The sequence below is a fragment of the Streptomyces vulcanius genome (genome assembly GCF_042653945.1).
Taxonomy (GTDB): domain Bacteria; phylum Actinomycetota; class Actinomycetes; order Streptomycetales; family Streptomycetaceae; genus Streptomyces; species Streptomyces mangrovi.
Window position 1 is genome coordinate 78,326 of record NZ_JBHSFK010000027.1, and the last position, 22,450, is coordinate 100,775.

The following is a 22,450-nucleotide window of genomic DNA, read 5'->3' on the forward strand; positions in this document are numbered from 1 at the left end:
AGCGCCCGCCGCCGCGGCTGTCCCGTTGTGCGGCCGTCCCGTTGGTGTGCGGTGGCTGCGCCATAAACTTGAGCGTTGCCCGTCGTCCGTTCCGTCCGAGAGGCGTTTGTCTACTTATGAGGCTTGTCTTCGCCGGTACACCTGAGGTTGCCGTTCCCGCGCTGGACGCCCTGATCGCCTCCGGGCGGCATGAGGTGGCCGCCGTCGTCACCCGCCCCGACGCGCCGGCCGGGCGGGGACGGCGGCTGGTCGCGTCGCCCGTGGCGCAGCGGGCCGAGGAGGCGGGGATCGAGGTGCTGAAGCCCGCCCGGCCCCGCGAGCCGGAGTTTCTGGAGCGGCTGAGGGAGATCGCGCCCGAGTGCTGTCCCGTCGTGGCCTACGGGGCCCTGCTGCCCAGGGTCGCGCTGGACATCCCCGCGCACGGGTGGGTCAACCTGCACTTCTCGCTGCTGCCCGCGTGGCGCGGCGCGGCGCCCGTGCAGCACTCCGTCATGGCGGGGGACGAGATCACCGGGGCGTCGACCTTCCTCATCGAGGAGGGCCTCGACTCCGGGCCCGTGTACGGGACCGTCACCGAGGAGATCCGGCCCGCCGACACCAGCGGTGACCTCCTCACCCGGCTCGCCTTCGCCGGCGCCGGGCTGCTCGCCGCCACCATGGACGGCGTCGAGGACGGCACGCTGAAGGCCGTACCGCAGCCGGGCGACGGAATCACCCTCGCGCCCAAGATCTCCGTCGAGGACGCGCACGTCGACTGGGCCGCTCCCGCGCTGCGGGTCGACCGCGTCGTGCGCGGCTGCACCCCCGCGCCCGGGGCCTGGACCGTCTTCCGGGGCGAGCGGCTGAAGCTCGTCCAGGTCCAGCCGGTGCCTGGGCGCGACGACCTCGCCCCGGGCGTCCTCCAGGTCGGCAAGAACAATGTGTACGTGGGCAGCGGCTCGTACGCCGTGGAACTGCTGTGGGTCCAGGCGCAGGGGAAGAAGCCCATGCGGGCCGCGGACTGGGCGCGCGGGGTGCGCATCGGGGACGGTGAGATCCTCGGGCGGTGAGCGCGGCGACGTAGGCTTGGCGGGTATCCCTTACTGATATCCGGAGCACCTTTTCGTGAGCGAACAGCACCACCGTCCCCGTAAGCCCGGCAAGCCCTACCGCCGGCCGCAGAAGGACCCCGTCCGCATCCTCGCCTTCGAGGCGCTGCGGGCCGTGGACGAGCGGGACGCCTACGCCAACCTCGTGCTGCCGCCGCTGCTGCGCAAGGCGCGGGAGAAGGCGGGACCCGACAAGTTCGACGGGCGGGACGCCGCGCTGGCCACCGAGCTCGTGTACGGGACGCTACGGCGGCAGGGAACGTACGACGCCGTCATCGCCGCGTGTGTCGACCGGCCGCTGAAGGAGGTCGATCCGCCGGTGCTCGATGTGCTGAGCCTCGGCGCGCATCAGCTGCTCGGAACCCGGATCCCCGCCCACGCCGCCGTGTCCGCCTCCGTCGAGCTGGCCCGGGTGGTGCTCGGCGACGGGCGGGCCAAGTTCGTCAACGCCGTGCTGCGGAAGGTCGCGCAGCACGATCTGGACGGGTGGATCGAGCGGATCGCCCCGCCCTACGACGACGATCCCGAGGACCATCTCGCGGTCGTGCACTCGCATCCCCGCTGGGTCGTCTCCGCACTGTGGGACTCGCTCGGCGGCGGACGGGCCGGCATCGAGGAACTCCTGGCGGCCGACAACGAGCGGCCCGAGGTGACCCTCGTCGCCCGGCCGGGGCGGGCCACCACCGAGGAACTCCTCCAGGAGGAGGCCGCGGTGGCCGGGCGCTGGTCGCCGTACGCCGTGCGGCTCAGCGAGGGCGGCGAGCCGGGCGCCGTCGACGCCGTACGGGAGGGCCGGGCCGGAGTGCAGGACGAGGGGAGTCAGCTGGTCGCGCTGGCGCTCGCCAACGCGCCCGTCGAAGGGCCGGACGAACGGTGGCTCGACGGGTGTGCCGGGCCCGGCGGCAAGGCCGCGCTCCTGGCCGCCCTGGCCGCAGAGCGCGGGGCCACCCTCCTCGCCTCGGAGAAGCAGCCGCACCGGGCGGGACTGGTCGCCAAGGCGCTGGCCGGCAACCCCGGGCCGTATCAGGTCATCGCCGCCGACGGGACCCGGCCGCCCTGGCTGCCGGGGTCGTTCGACCGTGTGCTGATGGACGTGCCGTGCACCGGCCTGGGTGCGCTGCGGCGGCGGCCGGAGGCACGGTGGCGGCGCCGGCCGGAGGATCTGGAGGGGTTCGCGCCGTTGCAGCGCGGGCTGCTGCGGACCGCGCTGGAGTCCGTGCGCGTCGGGGGTGTCGTCGGATACGCCACCTGCTCCCCGCACCTCGCCGAGACCCGGGCCGTCGTCGCCGACGCTCTCAAGCAGTTCCCGGAGGCCGACCTCATCGACGCGCGTCCGTTGCTGCCGGGCGTACCGGCGCTCGGGGACGGGCCCGACGTACAGCTGTGGCCGCATGTGCACGGGACCGACGCGATGTATCTGGCGCTCATCCGTCGGACCGGGTGACCGCCGGTTCCTTCGGCGGCGCCTCCGCGACGTCCTCCCGCGCCCGGCGGTGCGGCCACCAGATCTTCGGGCCGATGTCCAGGAACAGGGAGGTCACCAGCACCGACCGTACGACGAAGGTGTCCAGGAGGACGCCCAGGGCGACCGCGAAGCCGATCTCGGCGAAGGCGACCATGGGGAGGGTGCCCAGGGCGGCGAAGGTGCCCGCCAGCACCAGGCCGGCCGAGGTGATCACCGAGCCCGTCGCGGCGAGGCCGGTCACCACCCCCGGCCGGGTGCCCTGGTGGGCCGCCTCCTCGCGGATCCGGGTGGTCAGGAAGATGTTGTAGTCGATGCCCAGGGCGACCAGGAACACGAAGACGAAGAGCGGGAAGTCCGTCGACTCGCCCGCGTAGTCGAAGATGTGGCGGAACGCCAGCGCGCTGAGCCCGAGGGCCGCCGCGAAGGACAGGATCACCGTGCCGACCAGCAGCAGCGGGGCGATCAGGGCGCGCAGCAGGCCGCAGAGGATCAGCAGGACCACGCCCAGGACCAGCGGGATGATCAGGATGTTGTCGTGGGTGGTCGCCGTGTCCGCGTCCAGCAGGGCCGCCGTGCCGCCGCCCACCTGCGCGTCGGCGTCGGGCACCGCGTGCACGGCGTCCCGGACCCGCTCCACGGTGTGTTTCGCGGCCTCGCTGTCCGAGGGGTCGCTCATGGTCGCCTCGAAGAGCACCTTGCCGTCGTAGAGCGGTTTCGTGCCGGCAGGCAGCCCCAGGGAGGTCGGGACGACGCCGTCCGTGGCGGCCACCGCCTGGCCCACCTGCCGGGCCTGGGCCTGGCGGGAGACGATCACGAGCGGGTCGCCGCTGCCCGCAGGGAAGTACTGCTCCGAGATCTCCTGACCGGTGATCGAGTCGGGTTTGTCGGTGAAGGCGTCGGCGTTGCTGATGCCCTCCGCGCGCAGCTGGATCAGGCCGAGGGAGCAGATCGCGAGGACCAGCGCGGTCACCGCCCAGACCATGCGCGGACGGCGGGCGAAGGAGCGGCCCATACGGGCCCAGAGCCCTTGTTCGGTCGGGTCGGCGGTGCCGTAGTGCGGGATCACCGGCCAGAAGATCCAGCGGCCGCAGATCACCAGCAGGGCCGGGAAGAGCGTCATCATGACGAGCAGCGCCACCGCGACGCCGATGGCCGCGACCGGGCCGAGGCCGGCGGTGGAGTTCATCTCGGCGGCCGTCAGCACGAGCATGCTCAGCACGACCGTGGCGCCGGACGCCAGCACCGCCGGGCCCGCGCGGTGCAGGGCCAGGGCCATCGCCTCGTGACGGTCCTGGTGCCGGCGCAGCTCCTCTCGGTAGCGGGCCACGAGCAGCAGGGCGTAGTCCGTGCCCGCGCCGAAGACGAGGACCGTGAGGATGCCGGCGCTCTGTCCGTTCACGGTCAGACCCGCGTGCTCGGCCAGGAAGTAGATCAGGGCCTGGGCGGTGAACAGGGCGACGACCACGCCGAGCAGCGGGACCACCAGGAGGGTGGGGCTGCGGTAGGTGATCAGGAGCATGACGATGACGACGGCCATCGCCGACAGCAGCAGGGTCGAGTCGATGCCCTCGAAGGCCTCGGAGAAGTCCGCGGAGGTGCCGCCGGGGCCGGTGATGTGCACGGCCAGGCCGGCCCCGCCCTTGCCGACGACGTCCCGGATGGAGTCCACCGCCGGGGCGATCCGCTCCCAGCCCTTCTCGTCCATCGTGATCGGCACGTAGAGCTGCGCGGCCCGCGGGTCCACCGTGCGGTCGTAGACCGGGCCGCGGGTCTCGGCGCCCCGGATGCCGTGGTCGGTGAGCTGCTTGAGCCGGCCCGCGTCCTCGGTGATCTGCGCCCGGTCCTCGGCCGTCAGACCGCTCTCGCGCGCGTACACGACGACGGCTGGGATCTGCTCGGGGCGGAAGTCCTTCGAGATCTCCAGGACCTGTGTGGACTCGGCCGACCCCGGCAGCCACGACGCCGCGTCGTTGTCCTGGGCGTCACTGAGCTTCGAGGCGAACGGCGCCGTCAGAAACAGCACGACCACCCACAGCCCCAGCACCATCCACTTGGCACGCCGCCCACACACGAGGTGCGCGATCCCACGGTTCCCGTTCATGCCGACCCCCGCCTGTAAGGGGCACGGAGAACACCGCGACCAGCCCCACACGGCTCGCGGTGCACAACTGACCGTAGCCACCCCGGACCGATGCGGCCAACCCCCGAAGGGCATGGCAGGCTTGGGGCATGGCCCCGCAGATCAGCCCCAGCATCCTGTCCGCCGACTTCGCCCGCCTCGCGGACGAGGCGAAGTCGGTGGAGGGAGCCGACTGGCTCCACGTCGACGTCATGGACAACCATTTCGTCCCGAACCTCACCCTCGGTGTGCCGGTCGTAGAGTCCTTGGCCCGTGCGACGGATACCCCGCTGGACTGCCATCTGATGATCGACGCCCCCGACCGCTGGGCCCCGCAGTACGTCGAGGCGGGTGCCTCGTCCGTCACCTTCCATGTCGAGGCCGCCGCGGCGCCGGTGCGGCTCGCCCGCGAGATCCGCGCCAAGGGCGCCCGGGCCTCCATGGCGCTCAAGCCCGCGACGCCCATCGAGCCGTACGAGGACCTGCTGCCCGAGCTCGACATGGTGCTGATCATGACGGTCGAGCCGGGCTTCGGGGGCCAGGCCTTTCTCGACATCATGCTCCCGAAGATCCGCCGCACCCGCGAGTTGATCACCAAGCACGGTCTGCAGCTGTGGCTCCAGGTGGACGGCGGCGTCTCGGCCTCGACGATCGAACGCTGCGCGGACGCGGGCGCGGACGTCTTCGTCGCCGGCTCGGCGGTGTACGGCGCCGAGGACCCGGCCGAGGCGGTCCGCGCGCTGCGCGCCCAGGCGGCGGCGACCACCGCGAAGGCGAGCTGGGCCTGCGCCCACTGAACAGCAGGCTGACCGCGTACGTAGCCCACTGAATACGCGGACCATGCGGACACTGGGCCACAGGAACGTGAACGGCTCTCGTCAGGGCTGATCAAGACCGCCGGATCTGCGAGGATGAACGGCGTATCCAGAGTGTGAACAGCAGTGAGGAGATCGCCGTGTCGGGTATGTCGGCGGGCCGGTCAGCCATGCGGATGGGACCCGCTGAGCTGGTCCAGGCGGCGGCCATGGCCCGCCGCTTCTACCTCGAGGGCAAGTCCAAGATCCAGATCGCGGAGGAGTTCGGCGTCAGCCGCTTCAAGGTGGCCCGGGTCCTGGAGACCGCCCTCGAACGGGATCTCGTACGTATCGAGATCCGTGTGCCGGCCGAGCTGGACGCCGAGCGCTCCGACGCGCTCCGCGCCCGCTACGGCCTCAGGCACGCCGTTGTGGTCGAGTCCCCGGCCGATGTCGAGGAGTCGCCCGACCCCGAGAACCTCGGGGAGGTGGCCGCCGACCTGCTCGGCGAACTGGTGAACGAAGGTGATGTCCTGGGCCTGGCCTGGGGCCGCTCCACCATCCACATGGCGGCGGCCCTCGACCGGCTGCCGCCGTGCACGGTGGTGCAGCTGACGGGCGTGTACGACGCCGGGACCGCCGAGCGCGGTTCGGTGGAGGCGGTGCGGCGCGCCGCCCAGGTGTCGGGCGGCGACGCGCACCCGATCTACGCGCCGATGCTGCTGCCGGACGTGGCCACCGCGGAGGCGCTGCGTCATCAGACCGGGATCGCCCGGGCCTTCGAGTACTTCGACAAGGTCACGGTCGCCTGTGTCTCCATCGGCTCCTGGGAGCCGGGTATCTCCACGGTGCACGACATGCTCACCGAGGAGGAGCGCGCGCACTACTCCACCCTCGGCGTCGCCGCCGAGATGTCCGCGCACCTGTTCGACTCCGACGGCCGCAGGGTCGGACGGGATCTGGGCGAGCGGTGCATCACCGTCAAGGCCGACCAGCTCCGCCGGGTCCCCGAGGTCGTCGCGATCGCGGGCGGGCAGCGGAAGGCCGCCGCCATCGACGCGGTACTGCGCTCCGGGCTGGTCACCAGCCTGGTGACGGACACGTCGGCGGCCGACTATCTGATGGCGGCAGGACCGAACCCGAAGCCGGCCCTCAACCGGACCGACCCGGACGGAATCTGACGGAAGACCAGGGGACGGGTCGCTTCGGCGGCCGTCCCCTTCTCTCCGCAACACGACTCGCTCAGGACGGTGGCTGGATGACCGAGCAGGCGCTCACGCTGGATCTCGACGGGGTCATGGACAAGGCGGCGCTGATGGACCGGTGCGCGCGGGACCTGGAGCTGCCGGAGTGGTTCGGGCGGAACTGGGACGCCCTCGCCGACAGCCTCACCGAGTTGTCGGCGCTGCCCGAGTCGGGGGCGCTCGTGGTCGTCGTACGGAACTGGCAGCCCTATGCGAAGGCGCGGCCGGAGGAGTGGGAGATCGCGCTGGAGGTGTTCTCCTCGGGGGTGGCGCGGGTGCCGGGGCTGTCCGTACTGCTGGCTCTTGGGGGATCCTCCAAGTAGGGCGCTGAGCTGCTTGGCCGTTCCGTCGGGGCCGGATGCCGCGGGCTGCATGGGACACTGAAGTACGTGCTTCTCCCCCTGGCTGACCTGTCCGGGGGTCACCTCTGATCGACTGGGATGTGCAGCACGTGCGTTTCCTCAACGACATCCGGCCCGCGTACGACCTCACCTACGACGACGTCTTCATGGTGCCGAGCCGTAGCGCGGTCGGGTCGCGGCAGGGTGTGGACCTCGCCTCTCCGGACGGCACGGGTACCACCATCCCGCTGGTCGTGGCCAACATGACCGCCATCGCGGGGCGCCGGATGGCCGAGACGGTGGCCCGGCGCGGCGGTCTCGTCGTCATCCCTCAGGACATCCCGATCGACGTCGTCACCGAGGTCGTCACCTGGGTCAAGAGCCGGCATCTGGTGCTGGACACCCCGATCGTGCTCGCCCCGCACCAGACCGTCGCGGACGCCCTCGCACTGCTGCCCAAGCGCGCGCACAACGCGGGTGTCGTCGTCGACGAGGACGGCCGTCCGGTCGGTGTCGTCACCGACCGGGACCTCACCGGCGTCGACCGGTTCACCCAGCTCGAGGTCGTCATGTCCCGCGACCTGGTGCTCCTGGACGCCGGCATCGACTCCCGCGAGGCCTTCAACGCCCTCGACGCGGCCAACCGGCGCTACGCCCCCGCCGTGGACGAGGACGGCAGGCTCGCCGGCATCCTCACCCGCAAGGGCGCCCTGCGCGCCACGCTGTACACGCCGGCCACCGACGCGCGGGGGCGGCTGCGTGTCGCCGCCGCCGTCGGCATCAACGGCGACGTCGCCGGCAAGGCCAAGCAACTGCTCGACGCGGGCGTGGACACGCTCGTCATCGACACGGCGCACGGCCACCAGGAGTCGATGATCAGCGCGGTCCGGGTGGTCCGGACGCTCGACCCGCAGGTCCCGGTCGTGGCTGGCAACATCGTCTCCGCCGAGGGTGTGAAGGACCTGGTCGAGGCGGGCGCCGACATCATCAAGGTCGGGGTCGGACCGGGCGCCATGTGCACCACCCGGATGATGACCGGCGTCGGCCGGCCGCAGTTCTCCGCCGTCCTGGAGTGCGCCGCCGAGGCGCGCAAGCACGGCAAGCACGTGTGGGCCGACGGCGGGGTGCGCCACCCGCGTGACGTCGCCATGGCCCTGGCCGCCGGTGCGTCCAACGTGATGATCGGGTCGTGGTTCGCGGGGACGTACGAGTCCCCGGGCGACCTCCAGCAGGACGCCCAGGGCCGCCTCTACAAGGAGTCCTTCGGCATGGCGTCCGCGCGCGCCGTCCGCAACCGTACGTCGGAGGAGTCGGCCTACGACCGGGCCCGCAAGGCGCTGTTCGAGGAGGGCATCTCCACCTCCCGGATGTTCCTCGACCCGGCCCGCCCGGGCGTCGAGGACCTCATCGACTCGGTCATCGCCGGCGTCCGCTCCTCCTGCACCTACGCCGGCGCGAACTCCCTGGAGGAGTTCGCAGAGAAGGCCATCGTCGGCATCCAGAGCGCGGCCGGCTACGCGGAGGGCAAGCCGCTGCACGCCAGTTGGTAGCCCCACCCGGGTGCCGTACGAAAGAAGTGATCAACCCACCGTGCTGAACGATCTCGACGAACGCATCGTGCACGCCCTCGCCGAGGACGCCCGCCGTTCCTTCGCGGACATCGGGCAACTGGTCGGCCTGTCCGCGCCCGCCGTGAAGCGGAGGGTGGACCGGCTGCGGGCCGTCGGAGCCATCACCGGTTTCACCGTGCGGGTCGATCCGGCGGCCCTCGGCTGGGAGACCGAGGGGTTCGTCGAGATCTACTGCCGGCGCAACACCTCCCCGGAGACCATCCGGCGGGGCCTGGAGCGCTATCAGGAGGTGGTCGCCGCGTCCACCGTCACGGGTGACGCGGACGCCGTCGCCCAGGTCTTCGCCTCCGACATGCGCCACTTCGAGCGGGTCCTGGAACGGATCGCCGGGGAGCCCTTCGTGGAGCGCACCAGGTCGGTCCTGGTCCTGTCCCCGCTGCTGCGCCGTTTCTCCTCCGGCTCACCGACCTGAGGATTTTCGCTGGGCAGCGGGGCCGGAGCTGTCTAACATCGGTGGCATGACCCGGCGACATTGATCCACCACCCGCTCCGGCACCCGTCGACTGACCGCGACGCTGTACGCGTACGCGTTCCTCGACGAGTTCGTGCTGCTCTACCCGGTGTACGCGCTGCTGTTCGCGGACACCGGGCTGTCCGTCTGGCAGATCTCCTCCCTCTTCGTCCTGTGGTCGCTCACCGGCGTCCTGCTGGAGATCCCCTCCGGCGCCTGGGCCGACGCGGTCTCCCGACGCCTGCTGCTGTGGCTGGGCCCGCTCCTTGGCGGGGCCGGCTTCGCCCTCTGGGTGCTCTTCCCGTCGTACTGGGCCTTCGCGGCCGGATTCGTGCTGTGGGGCGTGCGCGGAGCGCTGAGCTCCGGCGCGCTGGAGGCGCTGGTCTACGAGGAACTGGAGCTGCTCGGCGCCGCCGACCGCTACGCCCGCGTGACGGGCCGCTCCCACGCGGCGGGCCAACTGGCCGCGATGGCGGCGATGGGCCTGGCCGGACCGGTCTTCGCGGCCGGCGGCTACCCGGCCGTCGGCGCGGCCAGCGTCCTCGCCTGCGTCCTCTGCGCCGCGACCGCGACCCGCTTCCCCGAACACCGGCGGCCCACCGGCGACGGCGACGGCTGGGCGGCGACCCTGCGGTCCGGACTCACCGACGCCCACCGCGACCGCTCGGTGCGCGGCGCCCTGCTGCTGGTTCCGGCCGTGACGGCGGTGTGGGGCGCCCTCGACGAGTACACGTCCCTGCTGGTCCGGGACACCGGCGTGACCGAGACCGCCGTTCCCTACTACCTGATGCTGATCTGGGCCGGCGTCACGGCCGGCAGCCTGCTCGCCGGGCCCGCCGAGCGGCTGGGCAGGACCGGATTCGCCGCCGTGCTCACGGGCTCCGCGCTCGCCCTCGCCGTCGGCGCGCCGGCCGGCACCCCGGCGGGCATCGTCCTGGTCGCCCTCGCCTTCGGCGGCTTCCAGCTGGCGACCGTCCTGGCCGACGTCCGGCTCCAGCACCGTATCGAGGGCACCGGCCGGGCCACCCTCACCTCGGTCGCGAGCCTGGGCACCGAGGTGGTGACCATCGGGGTCTACGGCGTGTACGGCGCCCTCGGCTCGGAGTTCGAGCACGGCACGGTGTTCGCGCTGTGCGCCGCGCCGTACCTGGTGACGGCACTGGCGGTTGCCCGGAGGAGGCGCACGCAATGAATCGCTGCCGAGGGCTCAGCAGACGCAACAGATCGTTCACCGGCGCGCAACGGCTCCTCCTTGTCGGGCCAGGCGCACCGCCCGTACCGTTTACGTGGCCCCCGCAACGACCTGGGTGGCACCCCACAAGCCCCCGCAACGAACTCGGTGGCCCCCACAACCACCCCTCCGCCCCGGTGAGGACCACGCATGCGCGCCGCCCTGCTCCAGAGCTCCGGACGTCCCGGCTCCGTCGTCGAGAACCTCAAGGTCCTCGACGAGGCCGCGGGCCGGGCCGTCGCCGCGGGTGCCGGGCTGCTCGTCGCGCCGGAGATGTTCCTCACCGGGTACGCCATCGGCGACGGCATCGCCCGTCTCGCCGAGCCCGCCGACGGCGACTCCGCCGACGCGGTCGCCGAACTCGCCGGCCGGCACGGGCTCGCCCTCGCCTACGGCTACCCCGAGCGCGACTCGGACGCGGTGTACAACTCCGCCCAGTTGATCTCCGCCGACGGAACCCGCCTCGCCAACTACCGCAAGACGCACCTCTTCGGCTGCTTCGAGCGCGACCACTTCACCCCCGGCGAGCAGCCGGTCGTCCAGGCCGAGCTGGACGGCCTCCGCGTCGGCCTCATGATCTGCTACGACGTCGAGTTCCCGGAGAACGTCCGCGCCCACGCGCTGGCCGGCACGGATCTGCTGCTCGTCCCGACCGCGCAGATGCACCCCTTCCAATTCGTCGCCGAGTCGATGATCCCGGTGCGCGCCTTCGAGAACCAGATGTACGTCGCGTACGTCAACCGGGTCGGCCAGGAGGGCGAGTTCGAGTTCGTCGGACTCTCCACGCTGGCCGGCCCCGACGGGGTCGCCCGAGCCCGGGCCGGACGCGGCGAGGAGCTGATCCTCGCCGACGCCGACCCCGTCGCCCTCACCGTCTCCCGCGAGGCGAACCCGTATCTGAAGGACCGTCGACCCGGTCTCTACGGGTCCCTCGTCTGAACCTCCCGAACCTTCACGCTGCAAGGAGTCCGTACCCCATGACGTCCATGGTGCCCAACGCCGTCGAGCACGCAGACGAGCCGCAGCAGCCGCCGATCACCATGTTCGGGCCGGACTTCCCGTACGCCTACGACGACTTCCTCGCCCACCCGGCGGGGCTCGGCCAGATCCCCGCGACCGAGCACGGCACCGAGGTGGCGGTGATCGGCGGCGGACTGTCCGGGATCGTCGCCGCCTACGAGCTGATGAAGATGGGCCTCAAGCCCGTCGTCTACGAGGCCGACCGGATCGGCGGACGGCTGCGGACCGTCGGTTTCGACGGCCCCGGCACCGAGGGCCTGACCGCGGAGATGGGCGCGATGCGCTTCCCGCCCTCCTCCACCGCCCTCCAGCACTACATCGACCTGGTCGGTCTGGAGACCCGCCCCTTCCCCAACCCCCTTGCGGAAGCCACCCCTTCGACGGTCGTCGACCTCAAGGGCGAGTCGCACTACGCCGAGACGGCCGCGGACCTCCCGCAGGTCTACCGCGATGTCGCCGAGGCCTGGAACAAGTGCCTCGAAGACGGCGCCGACTTCTCCGACATGAACCGCGCGATGCGCGAGCGGGACGTGCCGCGCATCCGGGAGATCTGGGCGAGGCTCGTCGAGAAGCTCGACAACCAGACCTTCTACGGTTTCCTCTGCGACTCCGAGTCCTTCAGGTCCTTCCGGCACCGCGAGATCTTCGGCCAGGTCGGCTTCGGCACCGGCGGCTGGGACACCGACTTCCCCAACTCCATCCTGGAGATCCTGCGCGTCGTCTACACCGAGGCCGACGACCACCACCGCGGCATCGTGGGCGGTTCCCAGCAACTCCCGCTGCGGCTCTGGGAACGCGAGCCGGAGAAGATCGTCCACTGGGCGTACGGGACGTCTCTCGCGAGCCTGCACCCGAACGGCGAGCCTCGCCCCGCCGTGACCCGGCTGCACCGCACCGCCGGCAACCGGATCACAGTCACGGACGCGAACGGCGACATCCGCACCTACCAGGCGGCGGTCTTCACCGCCCAGTCCTGGATGCTGCTCTCCAAGATCGCCTGCGACGACTCGCTCTTCCCGATCGACCACTGGACCGCCATCGAGCGCACCCACTACATGGAGTCGAGCAAGCTCTTCGTCCCCGTCGACCGCCCGTTCTGGCTCGACAAGGCCGTCGACGACAGGGGAAATCCGACCGGGCGGGACGTCATGTCGATGACGCTCACCGACCGTATGACGCGCGGGACCTACCTCCTCGACGACGGCCCGGACCGGCCCGCCGTCATCTGCCTCTCCTACACCTGGTGCGACGACAGCCTGAAGTGGCTGCCGCTGTCCGCGAACGAGCGGATGGAGGTCATGCTGAAGTCGCTCGGCGAGATCTACCCGAAGGTCGACATCAGGAAGCACGTCATCGGCAGCCCGGTGACGGTGTCGTGGGAGAACGAGCCCTACTTCATGGGCGCGTTCAAGGCCAACCTGCCCGGCCACTACCGCTACCAGCGCCGCCTGTTCACCCACTTCATGCAGGACCGGCTGCCCGCCGACAAGCGGGGCGTCTTCCTCGCCGGCGACGACGTCTCCTGGACGGCGGGCTGGGCGGAGGGCGCGATCCAGACCGCGCTGAACGCCGTCTGGGGCGTCATGCACCACTTCGGCGGCGCGACGGACGCCACCAACCCGGGCCCGGGCGACGTGTACGACGAGATCGCGCCGGTCGAGCTGCCGGAGGACTGAGCGCGCCTCACAGGGGCGTGAGCAGCATGCGCCCCGCGAAGCCGACCGCCGTGTCGAGACGTTCGGTGAACTCCTGGGCCACGTCCGGGAGTCCGCGCAGCGCCCACAGCGCCCTCGCCGCCGTCCAGGTGGCGTCCCGGGCCCGCTCCAGGCTCCAGGAACCGAGCAGGTGGGTGAGCGGATCGGCGATCTGGAGCAGGTCGGGGCCCGGCATCAGCTCCTCGCGGATGCGTTCCTCCAGCGCGACCAGGACATCGCCCACCCGCTCGTACTCGTCCGCCAGGTCGGCCGGTTCACAGCCGAGGCTACGACAGGCGTCCACGACGGCCAGCGCGAGATCGTGTCCGATGTGCGCGTTGATGCCCGCGATCGCGAACTGCAGGGGGCGTACGCCGGGATGGTGGCGCATCTGGAACAGCGGGCGCCAGCAGGCCGGCGGCCGTCGGTCGGCGGCGACCGCGTCCACCGCCGCGAGGTAGCGCTCGGCGAACCGCACGTCCAGCGTGGCCGCGGCCCGCGCGTCGGTGAGCCGGCCGGTGTCGATCCGCCGGTCGACCTCCCAAGTCACCGCGAGGTAGACGCGGTTGAAGACCGCGAGTCCGTCCTGCGGTGGCAGGGCCGCGTCCAGGGCGCACATCCGGGCGAGCACGTCGTCGACGGTCGGGTCCGTTGCCGGGTCCGTCGCGTCGGTGGTGTCCATGGGCGGGTGGACAGAAGTGGTGAACTGTTCCCATTGGGGCATGGGGGAAGGTTCGCAGCCCTAGGCTGGCCCGCGCGTCGGCCGTCCGGTCGCTTTCCCCGGAACGGGGCAACGGGCCCGGCGCGGGGGAGGGGGAACAGCACGGTGCCAGAGGTACGTGAGTGGCGGGCCGGCCGTCGGGGTGTCATGGTCGCGGTCGCCGCGGCGGTGGTCGCGCTGGGCACCGCGGCCGGGACGATGACCGCGCTCGGGGCGGGGGACGACGGACGGGAACAGCGCGGGGCGCGACCACGCGCGAGTTCCACGACCCCCTCCGCGTCGCCTTCTTCGTCGCCCTCGCCATCCCCCTCGCCCTCCCCCTCGGTTTCGCCTTCTCCCACGAGGGCCGCGGTCGGTGCGACGCCCGCCCCCAGCCGCACGGTGCGGAAGACGCGGGCCGTGTCCCGTCTCTACCGGCACCCCGACTCCCAGGTGCTCGACTGGCTGCGCGACCACCCGGCCGACCCGCGCCGGGCGGTCATCGAGTCCCGGATAGCCGGCCGGCCCGCCGCCGTGTGGTTCACCGAGTACACCCCGGACACGATCACCGCGCGGGTCCGCACGGTCACCTCCACCGCCGCGGCGCAGCGCCGGGTGCCGGTCCTCGTGGTGTACGCGATCCCGGACCGCGACTGCGGCGGCGCCTCCGAGGGCGGCGCGCCCGACCTGGACTCCTACGACGGCTGGATCGACCGGTTCGCCGCAGGGCTCGGCTCCGGCGAGGCCGTGATCGTCCTGGAGCCCGACTCGATCGCCCAGTCCGACTGCCTCGACGAGGGAGCGCGCGCTGACCGTTTCGCCGCGCTGGCCCGTGCCGGGCGCGTCCTGAAGTCGGCGAACCCGAAGGCCCGTGTGTACTACGACGCCGGTCACTCCGGCTGGAACAGCCCCGCGCGGCAGGCCGACCTGCTCAGGGAGGCGGGCGCCGCGTCCGCGTTCTCCGACGGCGTGTTCAGCAACGTCTCCAACTTCCACACCACGGCCGACGAGACCGCCTACGACCGGCGTGTCCTGGATGCCCTCGGCGGTCCGGCGGGCCTCGGTGCCGTGATCGACACCAGCCGCAACGGAAGCGGCGCCCCCGCCGACGAGGAGTGGTGCGACCCGGACGGGCGGCGGATCGGCCGGACGCCCACGCTCGACACCGGCGAGGCCCGCATCGACGGCTACCTGTGGGTGAAACTGCCGGGGGAGTCCGACGGCTGCAAGGGCGCCGCGGGCGAGTTCAGCCCGTCGTACGCCTACGAACTGGCCTCGCCCTGACGCTCCTTCAGGGGCGTGGGCCGGGCACCGCCGCCGCCCGCGGGCCGGTCTTCGCGGTGGTCGGCCGCTCGCCGCCGCGCAGGACGCCCGCGAACACCATGAGCCCGCAGGCCAGCGCCGTGACCACGCCGAACGACACCATCAGGCTGGTCGCCTGGGCCACCCCGCCGATCAGGCTCGGCGCGATCAGCCCGGAGGTGTACGTGATCGTCGCGACGCCCGCGATGGCCTGACTGGGGTTCGGCCCGCTGTGCCCGGCCGCGGCGAAGCACAGCGGTACGACGACGGCGATGCCGAGGCCCATCAGGCCGAACCCGGCCATCGCCACCGCCGGATGCCCGGCGAGGACGATCAGCAGGCCGCCCAGCGCGGCCAGCGCGCCTCCCGCCCGGACGGTCCGCACCGCGCCGAAGCGGTTCACCACCGCGTCGCCCACGATCCGGGCCGCCGCCATCGTGAGCATGAAGCCGGTCGTGCAGGCCGCGGCGAGGCCGGCCGACGCCTCCAGCCGGTCGCGCAGATAGACCGCCGACCAGTCCAGGCTCGCCCCCTCCGCGAACACCGCGCAGAACCCGACCGCGCCGATCAGCACCGCCGTGCGCGGCGGCAGCGCGAAGCGCGGCGGCGGCTCCTCGTCCTCGGTGGGCCTGAGGTCCGGCACCCAACGGCAGACCAGCATTCCGAGCGCGGTCAGCGTGGCAGCCGCCAGGGCGTGGTGCACACGCGCGTCCGAACCCAGATGCGCGGCGAGGGTGCCCGCCGCCGAGCCGATCAACGCGCCGACGCTCCACATGCCGTGCAGCCCGGACATGATCGACTTGCCGAGCTGCCGCTCCACCTCGACGCCGAGCGCGTTCATCGCCACGTCCGCCATGCCCGAGGTCGCGCCGTACACGAACATCGCCAGGCAGAGCGTGAGCAGGTTCGGCGCCAGCGACGGCAGGGTGAGCGACAGCGTCCACAGGGCGAGCAGGACGCGCAGTGTGGCACGGCTGCCGAAGCGGTGGGTTATCCGGCCGGCCAGCGGCATCGCGCAGGACGCGCCGAACGCGGTGAACGCCAGCGAGAAGCCGAGCTGGCCCGCGCTCACCCCGGCGTGGTCCTGGATCCACGGCACGCGCGTGGCGAACGAGCCGGTGACCCCGCCGTGCACGGTGAACGCGGCCGCCACGGCGTACCGGGCGCGCCCGACCCCCGACGGCGCCTGGACCACATCGCTCATTCTGCTGCCCCTCCCGGCTCTCTGCCGTCCCACTGCGGCGCGGTCGTAAACTGGCGATCGGTAAACTATCAGGAACCCTGCCTGATAAATAGATGGCTTTCCGGACCGCTCGATCGGCCGGCCATGGGAGGATCCGCGCATGCCCGCATCCCCGAGCACCGCCCGGGCCATCAACGACCGGCTCGCCCTGCGGCTCCTGCAGGACGAGGGCCCGTTGACGGCGGGGCAGTTGAAACAGCTCACCGGCCTCTCCCGGCCGACGGTCGCCGACCTGGTCGAGCGCCTCACCGCCGCCGGTCTGATCGAGGTCGCGGGGGAGACCGGCGAGCAGCGCCGCGGGCCCAACGCCAGGCTGTACGGCCTGGTCGCCGACCGCGCCCAGCTGGCCGCCCTGGACGTCCGCACCGAGGGCGTCGCCGTGCTCGTGTCCGACCTGGTGGGCCGGGTGCTCGCGGAGGCGTCGGTGCCGATCGACGGCGACATGGGCACCGGGCCCGCCGTCGAACAGGCGGTGACGCTGGTCGAGCGGGTGGCGAAGGAGGCGGGGGCCGACCGGCTGCACACCGTCGGCATCGGCGCGCCCGGCCTGATCGACCCGGCGAGCGGCGAACTGTACGACTCCGGCGGGCTGCCCGAGTGGCACCGGAGGCTGGTGGCCGTCCTCCAGGAACGCCTCCCGCACGCGCGCGTGAGCGTCGAGAACGAGACCAACCTCGCCGCCCTGGCCGAGCAGCGGGAGGGCGCCGCCCGGGACCGCGACACCTTCGTCCTCCTGTGGCTCGGCCACGGCACCGGCGCGGCCGTCGTCCTCGACGGTCACCTGCGCCGGGGCGCCTCCGGCGGCACGGGCGAGATCGGCTTCCTCCCGGTGCCTGGCACCGGCGCCCTCCCGTCGGCCACGGACTGCGAGGGCGGTTTCCACTCCCTGGCGGGCTCGGCGGCGATCGCGGCACTCGCGCGCGACCACGGACTGCCGGCCCTTCCGGAGGGAGAGGAACCGGCGGGCGCGGCGGGGGTACGGGAGGCGGTCCGCCTGATCGGAGGTGTGGGTGTGGGCGCGGCCAGCGGTGGGAGTGGTGCGGCGGCGGGAGGTGTGGGTGTGGGCGCGGGTGGGGCCTCGGCCGGAGGTGAGGGTGGGGCCGCGGCCCGAGGTGACGGTGGGGCCTCGGCCGGAAGTGAGGGTGGGGCCGCGGCCCGAGGTGACGGTGTCGGCGCGGCCGGTCGGTTCCTGGACGCCCTCGCCGAACGCATCGCCCTCGGTGTCGCCTCCGTCGTGGCCGTCCTCGATCCCGGGTGCGTGGTGCTGGGTGGCGAGGTCGGGCGGGCCGGCGGGTCCGTGCTGGCCGAGCGGGTGGCCGTACGGCTTCGGCTGATGGCGCCGCTGCCCACCGAGGTGCGGCCCAGCGCCCTGGGCGGTGGCGCGGTCCTGCGCGGCGCACTGCTCACGGCACGCGAGTCCGCGCAGGAGGAGCTGTTCGGGACGCCTTAGTGGCGGACCTGGCGAAGCGTGCGGGAGCGTGCCGCCAGGTACTCCTCGAACGTGCCCTTCCCCACCGCCCGTTCCGGCGCCAGATGACCCCCCGCCCGGAACCCCCGGTAGGCCGCGCCCCACAGCGGCACGTGCACCAGCCGCCGCCGCTTGCCGCTCGCCCTCAGATACGCGCGGGTCAGCGACTCGAACGTACGGACCTCCGGCCCCGCCATGTCCTCGACCCGCCCCGCAGGCGCGCCGACCGCCAGCTCCACGAGCCGGTCCGCGACCTCGGCCACCTCCACCGGCTGGTCGCTCACCCCGGCCGGCAGGAACATCACCGGCACCCTGGCCAGCCCCTCGAACAACCGGAGCAGCAGATCGTGGAACTGGGTCGCGCGCAGCACGGTCCAGCCGAGGCCGGACTCCTCCAGCAGCCTCTCCACGCCGAGCTTCATCCTGTAGTAGCCGAACGGCACCCGGTCCACCCCGACGATCGAGATGTAGACCAGGTGCCGTACCCCCGCCGTCCGCGCCGCCGCGATCAGGTTCGCCGCCGCCCGCTCGTCGCCCCCGAGCGGGGTGCTCGCGCAGTGCACGACCGTGTCCACGCCGACGAGCGCCGCGTCCAGGCCCGGTCCGCCCTCCCGCAGGTCGACGCCGTACGGCTGACTGTGCCGGCTCAGTACCCGCACCTCGTGGCCGTCCGTCCGCAGCCGCTCGGCGAGGCGCCGGCCGAGGGTTCCGGTGCCACCGGTCACCAGGATCGTGGTCAAGCTGCTCAGCCCCTTCCGACACGGACGCCCCGGTCGGACGCCCTCCGCCAGCCGAGACCGAGAGGCCCCCACGAAAAGTGACGGGCCCCGGCGGTCACGCCAGCTGACGCCGTACGAAGTCCAGCTTGTCCGGGTTCAGCACGGCCCGCACGCCCACGATCCGTCCGTCGCGGTACTCGAACCCGATCGCGCTGACCAGGACGCCGTCCTCCCAGGCGAGCAGGCCGGGCGTGCCGTTGAGCTCGGACACCGAGAACGTGACCCGCGCGGCGAATTTCTTGAAGATGCCCCCCAGGAACCGCATGACCTTCTCGCGTCCCTCGATCGGCTGCGGCGCCGCGGAGACCTTGCCGCCGCCGTCGCCCCACCAGGTCACGTCGTCCGCGAGCAGCCGTTCCAGGTCGGAGAGGTCCCCCTCCCGGGCCGCCGCCAGGAACGAGGCGACCAGCTCCTCCTGCCGCTCCGGAACCACCTCGAAGCGGCCCTCCTCCAGCGCCAGCCGCTGCTCCGCCCGCCGGTACAGCTGACGGGAGTTGGCCTCGGTCAGGTCGAGCGTCTCCGCGATCTCCCGGTGGCTGTACGCGAACGCCTCCCGCAGCACGTACACCGCCCGCTCGGTGGGCGTCAGCCGCTCGAGGAGCACCAGCATCGCGAGCGAGACGGCGTCCCGCCGCTCGGCCGACTCCAGCGGTCCCAGGGTGCCGTCGGACGTGACGACCGGCTCGGGCAGCCAGGGTCCGACATAGGTCTCACGCCGCGCCCGGGCGGAGGTCAGACGGGTGAGGCAGAGGTTGGTGACGGTCTTCGCCAGCCAGGCCGCCGGGTGCGTGATCACACTGCGGTCGGCCCCGCTGAACCGCAGATAGGCGTCCTGGACGGTGTCCTCGGCCTCCTCGGCGGAGCCGAGCATCCGGTAGGCCAGCCGGAACATCCGGGGACGGTGGGTCTCGAACTCCTCGGCGATCGTGGTCGTCGTCATGGAGCCACCCTGTCAGAACCGGCCCTGTGAGCCACCCCACACCCTTCACCCGTATGGGCGCGCATCGGGCGTGGCACACTGACCGTGTACCTAAAGCAGCGCACTCCGGGGTCGGTGAAAGTCCGAACCGGCGGTTACAGTCCGCGACCCGGTCACTTCCAGTGGCCGGTTGACCAGGTGAAATTCCTGGACCGACGGTTAAAGTCCGGATGGGAGGCAGTGCGCGGCGGGCGGGCATTCGTGCGCGCCGCCGTATGTGTACTCGTCCAGGCGGACGAGTCTGTCGGCGTCGCCCCGGTGTTCTCGTCCGTGTTCTCTGTCGTCATCGACAGCCCCGGAGTCCGTGCCCGAATGAGGCAGGAGGACCCGGGAAGTGTTCACCGGAATCGTCGAAGAGCTGGGTGAGGTCACCGCCGTCGAGAGTCTCGGCGACGCCTCCCGCTTCCGGCTGCGTGGCCCCGTCGTGACCGACGGCGCGAAGCACGGCGACTCCATCGCCGTGAACGGTGTCTGTCTCACCGTCGTCGAGCACGAGGGCGACGAGTTCACCGCCGACGTCATGGCGGAGACCCTCGACCGCTCCAGCCTCGGCGCCCTCGCCGTGGGCTCCCGTGTCAACCTCGAACGCCCCACCGCCGTCGGCGACCGCCTCGGCGGACACATCGTGCAGGGCCATGTCGACGGCACGGGCCGGGTGTTGGAGCGCAAGCCCTCCGAGAACTGGGAGATCGTCAAGGTCTCCCTCCCCGCCGACCTCGCCCGCTACGTGGTCGAGAAGGGCTCCATCACCGTCGACGGCATCAGCCTCACGGTCGTCGAGGCCGGCCCCGACTACTTCACCGTCAGCCTGATCCCCACCACGCTCGCCCTGACCACGCTCGGCCGCAAGCAGCCCGGCGACCCGGTCAACCTCGAGGTGGACATCGTCGCCAAGTACGTCGAGCGCCTCCTGGCGAACACGCAGGGAGCGGGCCGGTGAACTCGCTGAACTCCGAGGCGTTCACCCTCCTCGACCAGCACATCATCTGGTCGGACATGATCGGCAACACCCTCGGCCTGATCACCCTCGCCCTCGGCTGGCGGCGCTCCCTGCTGACCTGGCCCGTGCAGTTCCTCTCCGGCCTGGTCCTCTTCACCGCCTTCTACGGCCATCTCGCGGGCAGTGCCGGCAAGCAGGTCGTCGTCATGGTCGTCGCCCTGTACGGCTGGTGGCAGTGGAACCGCTACAAGGGGCAGTCCGAAGACGGAGGGGCCGGAGGTGACGGCCACATCGTGCCGCGCTTCGCCACCTGGCCCGAGCGCGGAGCGATGATCGGCGCCGCCGCCGTCGGCACGGTCGCCGTCGCCCTGCTCTTCGAGAACTACCCGTCCCTGTCCTGGGACCCCTGGCCGGACGCGTACATCTTCGTCGGCACGATCGTCGCCATGTACGCCCAGGCCCGCGGCATGGTCGAGTTCTGGATCGCCTGGCTTCTCGTCGACGTCGTCGGCGTCCCCCTCAACTTCGCCAACGGCTACGCCTTCTCCGGCTTCGTCTACGTCATCTACGGCGCGCTCGTCCTGTGGGGCCTGCGCGACTGGTGGCTGCGCTCCCGTCAGGGCACGCGGCCCGCTCTGGAAGGAGCGACGGCATGAGCACGGCACCGATCCTGTACAGCACCGAAGGTCTGGAGGACCTCACACTCGACCCCGTCGAGCAGGCCATCGCCGACATCGCGGCCGGCCGCCCGATCGTGGTCGTCGACGACGAGGACCGCGAGAACGAGGGCGACCTCGTGGTCGCCGCCGAGAAGGCCACCCCCGAGATCGTCGCCTTCATGATGAGCGAGTGCCGCGGCCTGATCTGCGCCCCCATGGAGGGCGAGGAACTCGACCGGCTGAAGCTCCCCCAGATGGTCGAGGACAACACCGAGTCGATGAAGACCGCGTTCACGGTCTCCGTCGACGCGTCCGCCGCGCACGGCGTCACCACCGGTATCTCCGCCGCCGACCGCGCCATCACCCTCCAACTCCTGGCGGGCGGCGCCGCGGAGCCGACGGACCTCGTCCGCCCCGGCCACATCTTCCCCCTCCGCGCCAGGCCCGGCGGTGTGCTGACCCGCAACGGCCACACCGAGGCCGCCGTCGACCTCGCCCGCCTCGCCGGACTGCGCCCGGCCGGCGCGATCGTCGAGATCGCCGGGGAGGACGGCCGTATGCTCCGCCTCCCGGAACTGATCCCGTTCGCCCGCAAGCACGGCCTGACGATCATCTCCATCGAGGACCTCATCGCCTACCGCCGCAGCTCCGAGCCGACGGTCCGCCGCGAGGCCGAGACCCGGCTGCCCACCGTCCACGGCACCTTCACCGCCTACGGCTACCGCTCCACCGCCGACGGCGTCGAGCATGTCGCCCTCGTCCACGGCGAGATCGGCGAAGGCGAGGACGTCCTCGTCCGCGTCCACTCCGAATGCCTCACCGGCGACGTCTTCGCCTCGCTGCGCTGCGACTGCGGCCCCCAGCTCGACGCGTCCCTGGAACGCATCCAGAGCGAGGGCCGGGGCGTGCTCGTCTACCTGCGCGGACACGAGGGCCGGGGCATCGGCCTGCTGTCCAAACTGAGGGCGTACGAACTCCAGGAGCAGGGCCACGACACCCTCGACGCCAACCTGGAGCTGGGCCTGCCCGCCGACGCCCGCGACTACGGCGCCGGCGCGCAGATCCTCGAGGACCTCGGCGTGCGCAGCGTCCGGCTGATGACCAACAACCCCGAGAAGACCGACGCGCTCGTCCGGCACGGCATCGAGGTGACCAAGCGCGAGCCGATGCCCGTGCAGGCGGGCGAGCACAACATCCGCTACCTGCGCACCAAGCGCGACCGGATGGGACACGACCTGCCCTGGCTGGACACGGCACCCGTGTCCCCCTGCGGCAACCAGTAACGACAGCACTTCTAGGAGA

General features: G+C 72.1%; 20 protein-coding genes and 1 riboswitch. Of the genes, 15 read left to right on the top strand and 5 right to left on the bottom strand.

What is annotated here, in order from left to right; all coding sequences use genetic code 11:
• The first annotated feature begins 116 nt into the window (after positions 1 to 116).
• On the top strand, positions 117 to 1,049 hold the full coding sequence (gene fmt, locus ACFPIH_RS34590; RefSeq protein ID WP_381181374.1) for a methionyl-tRNA formyltransferase: 933 nt from the start codon (positions 117 to 119) through the stop codon (positions 1,047 to 1,049).
• A gap of 55 nt (positions 1,050 to 1,104) precedes the next feature.
• Positions 1,105 to 2,532: an RsmB/NOP family class I SAM-dependent RNA methyltransferase gene (locus ACFPIH_RS34595; RefSeq protein ID WP_381181372.1), complete on the top strand. Its 1,428-nt coding sequence runs from the start codon at positions 1,105 to 1,107 to the stop codon at positions 2,530 to 2,532.
• Here ACFPIH_RS34595 and ACFPIH_RS34600 read toward each other — a convergent pair.
• Positions 2,513 to 4,654 carry an MMPL family transporter gene (locus ACFPIH_RS34600; RefSeq protein WP_381181370.1) on the bottom strand — a complete coding sequence of 714 codons (2,142 nt, stop codon included), beginning with the start codon at positions 4,652 to 4,654 and terminating at the stop codon, positions 2,513 to 2,515. The genes ACFPIH_RS34595 and ACFPIH_RS34600 overlap by 20 nt on opposite strands.
• 128 nt (positions 4,655 to 4,782) lie before the next feature.
• On the opposite strand from ACFPIH_RS34600, the gene rpe reads away from it, so the two are divergent.
• From rpe to ACFPIH_RS34640, 8 genes are all read left to right on the top strand, one after another.
• Entirely contained in the window at positions 4,783 to 5,469 is a 687-nt protein-coding gene (gene rpe, locus ACFPIH_RS34605) for a ribulose-phosphate 3-epimerase (RefSeq protein ID WP_381181368.1), read from the top strand.
• Between the two features lie 134 nt (positions 5,470 to 5,603).
• Positions 5,604 to 6,647: a sugar-binding transcriptional regulator gene (locus ACFPIH_RS34610; protein WP_381181366.1), complete on the top strand. Its 1,044-nt coding sequence runs from the start codon at positions 5,604 to 5,606 to the stop codon at positions 6,645 to 6,647.
• Positions 6,648 to 6,724: 77 nt separating this feature from the next.
• Positions 6,725 to 7,033 carry a barstar family protein gene (locus ACFPIH_RS34615; RefSeq protein ID WP_381181364.1) on the top strand — a complete coding sequence of 103 codons (309 nt, stop codon included), beginning with the start codon at positions 6,725 to 6,727 and terminating at the stop codon, positions 7,031 to 7,033.
• A gap of 119 nt (positions 7,034 to 7,152) precedes the next feature.
• Positions 7,153 to 8,601, top strand: a complete 1,449-nt coding sequence (locus ACFPIH_RS34620) for a GuaB1 family IMP dehydrogenase-related protein (protein ID WP_381181362.1) — start codon at positions 7,153 to 7,155, stop codon at positions 8,599 to 8,601.
• A 40-nt stretch (positions 8,602 to 8,641) separates the two neighbouring features.
• Entirely contained in the window at positions 8,642 to 9,094 is a 453-nt protein-coding gene (locus tag ACFPIH_RS34625) for an Lrp/AsnC family transcriptional regulator (protein WP_381181360.1), read from the top strand.
• A 91-nt stretch (positions 9,095 to 9,185) separates the two neighbouring features.
• Positions 9,186 to 10,325, top strand: coding sequence for an MFS transporter (locus ACFPIH_RS34630; RefSeq protein ID WP_381181508.1), 1,140 nt, complete (start codon positions 9,186 to 9,188; stop codon positions 10,323 to 10,325).
• Between the two features lie 189 nt (positions 10,326 to 10,514).
• Positions 10,515 to 11,303, top strand: coding sequence for a carbon-nitrogen hydrolase family protein (locus ACFPIH_RS34635; RefSeq protein WP_381181358.1), 789 nt, complete (start codon positions 10,515 to 10,517; stop codon positions 11,301 to 11,303).
• A gap of 38 nt (positions 11,304 to 11,341) precedes the next feature.
• Complete coding sequence (locus ACFPIH_RS34640) at positions 11,342 to 13,060, top strand: flavin monoamine oxidase family protein (protein ID WP_381181356.1); 1,719 nt, start codon at positions 11,342 to 11,344, stop codon at positions 13,058 to 13,060.
• Positions 13,061 to 13,067: 7 nt separating this feature from the next.
• Here the strand turns inward: ACFPIH_RS34640 and ACFPIH_RS34645 are convergent, their stop codons facing one another.
• Positions 13,068 to 13,760 carry a DUF5995 family protein gene (locus ACFPIH_RS34645; RefSeq protein ID WP_381181506.1) on the bottom strand — a complete coding sequence of 231 codons (693 nt, stop codon included), beginning with the start codon at positions 13,758 to 13,760 and terminating at the stop codon, positions 13,068 to 13,070.
• Positions 13,761 to 13,946: 186 nt separating this feature from the next.
• Between ACFPIH_RS34645 and ACFPIH_RS34650 the strand changes: the two genes are divergently transcribed.
• The gene (locus ACFPIH_RS34650) at positions 13,947 to 15,062 is read left to right on the top strand and encodes a glycoside hydrolase family 6 protein (RefSeq protein ID WP_381181504.1); all 1,116 of its coding nucleotides are present in this window, start codon (positions 13,947 to 13,949) and stop codon (positions 15,060 to 15,062) included.
• Between the two features lie 7 nt (positions 15,063 to 15,069).
• Here ACFPIH_RS34650 and ACFPIH_RS34655 read toward each other — a convergent pair whose 3' ends face one another.
• On the bottom strand, positions 15,070 to 16,284 hold the full coding sequence (locus ACFPIH_RS34655) for an MFS transporter (RefSeq protein WP_381181354.1): 1,215 nt from the start codon (positions 16,282 to 16,284) through the stop codon (positions 15,070 to 15,072).
• A gap of 139 nt (positions 16,285 to 16,423) precedes the next feature.
• Here ACFPIH_RS34655 and ACFPIH_RS34660 point away from each other — a divergent pair, with 139 nt between their 5' ends.
• The gene (locus tag ACFPIH_RS34660) at positions 16,424 to 17,773 is read left to right on the top strand and encodes an ROK family transcriptional regulator (protein ID WP_381181352.1); all 1,350 of its coding nucleotides are present in this window, start codon (positions 16,424 to 16,426) and stop codon (positions 17,771 to 17,773) included.
• On the opposite strand, the gene ACFPIH_RS34665 is transcribed toward ACFPIH_RS34660, so the two are convergent.
• Positions 17,770 to 18,531, bottom strand: a complete 762-nt coding sequence (locus ACFPIH_RS34665; protein WP_381181350.1) for an SDR family oxidoreductase — start codon at positions 18,529 to 18,531, stop codon at positions 17,770 to 17,772. The genes ACFPIH_RS34660 and ACFPIH_RS34665 overlap by 4 nt on opposite strands.
• Before the next feature lie 94 nt (positions 18,532 to 18,625).
• Positions 18,626 to 19,510: an RNA polymerase sigma-70 factor gene (locus tag ACFPIH_RS34670; protein ID WP_381181348.1), complete on the bottom strand. Its 885-nt coding sequence runs from the start codon at positions 19,508 to 19,510 to the stop codon at positions 18,626 to 18,628.
• 96 nt (positions 19,511 to 19,606) lie between these two features.
• A riboswitch (FMN riboswitch) is annotated at positions 19,607 to 19,737 on the top strand.
• Between the two features lie 146 nt (positions 19,738 to 19,883).
• Between ACFPIH_RS34670 and ACFPIH_RS34675 the strand changes: the two genes are divergently transcribed.
• From ACFPIH_RS34675 to ACFPIH_RS34685, 3 genes are read left to right on the top strand one after another with little or no spacing between them, the layout of a single operon-like run.
• Positions 19,884 to 20,489: a riboflavin synthase gene (locus ACFPIH_RS34675; RefSeq protein WP_381181346.1), complete on the top strand. Its 606-nt coding sequence runs from the start codon at positions 19,884 to 19,886 to the stop codon at positions 20,487 to 20,489.
• Positions 20,486 to 21,145 (top strand): nicotinamide mononucleotide transporter family protein, encoded by a 660-nt coding sequence (locus tag ACFPIH_RS34680; protein ID WP_381181344.1) that lies wholly within the window; start codon positions 20,486 to 20,488, stop codon positions 21,143 to 21,145. The genes ACFPIH_RS34675 and ACFPIH_RS34680 overlap by 4 nt, the downstream gene beginning before the upstream one ends.
• Complete coding sequence (locus tag ACFPIH_RS34685; protein ID WP_381181342.1) at positions 21,142 to 22,431, top strand: bifunctional 3,4-dihydroxy-2-butanone-4-phosphate synthase/GTP cyclohydrolase II; 1,290 nt, start codon at positions 21,142 to 21,144, stop codon at positions 22,429 to 22,431. Before ACFPIH_RS34680 ends, ACFPIH_RS34685 begins: the two co-directional genes overlap by 4 nt.
• The last annotated feature ends 19 nt before the right edge of the window (positions 22,432 to 22,450 follow it).

Bases quoted from the DNA above. Each gene is read 5' to 3' on its own strand.
- ACFPIH_RS34670 (WP_381181348.1), bottom strand. From the start codon at position 19,510: ATGACGACGACCACGATCGCCGAGGAGTTCGAGACCCACCGTCCCCGG.
- ACFPIH_RS34600 (WP_381181370.1), bottom strand. From the start codon at position 4,654: ATGAACGGGAACCGTGGGATCGCGCACCTCGTGTGTGGGCGGCGTGCC.
- ACFPIH_RS34650 (WP_381181504.1), top strand. From the start codon at position 13,947: ATGGTCGCGGTCGCCGCGGCGGTGGTCGCGCTGGGCACCGCGGCCGGG.
- fmt (WP_381181374.1), top strand. From the start codon at position 117: ATGAGGCTTGTCTTCGCCGGTACACCTGAGGTTGCCGTTCCCGCGCTG.
- ACFPIH_RS34660 (WP_381181352.1), top strand. From the start codon at position 16,424: ATGCCCGCATCCCCGAGCACCGCCCGGGCCATCAACGACCGGCTCGCC.
- ACFPIH_RS34640 (WP_381181356.1), top strand. From the start codon at position 11,342: ATGACGTCCATGGTGCCCAACGCCGTCGAGCACGCAGACGAGCCGCAG.
- ACFPIH_RS34655 (WP_381181354.1), bottom strand. From the start codon at position 16,284: ATGAGCGATGTGGTCCAGGCGCCGTCGGGGGTCGGGCGCGCCCGGTAC.
- ACFPIH_RS34685 (WP_381181342.1), top strand. From the start codon at position 21,142: ATGAGCACGGCACCGATCCTGTACAGCACCGAAGGTCTGGAGGACCTC.
- ACFPIH_RS34615 (WP_381181364.1), top strand. From the start codon at position 6,725: ATGACCGAGCAGGCGCTCACGCTGGATCTCGACGGGGTCATGGACAAG.
- ACFPIH_RS34645 (WP_381181506.1), bottom strand. From the start codon at position 13,760: ATGGACACCACCGACGCGACGGACCCGGCAACGGACCCGACCGTCGAC.
- rpe (WP_381181368.1), top strand. From the start codon at position 4,783: ATGGCCCCGCAGATCAGCCCCAGCATCCTGTCCGCCGACTTCGCCCGC.
- ACFPIH_RS34635 (WP_381181358.1), top strand. From the start codon at position 10,515: ATGCGCGCCGCCCTGCTCCAGAGCTCCGGACGTCCCGGCTCCGTCGTC.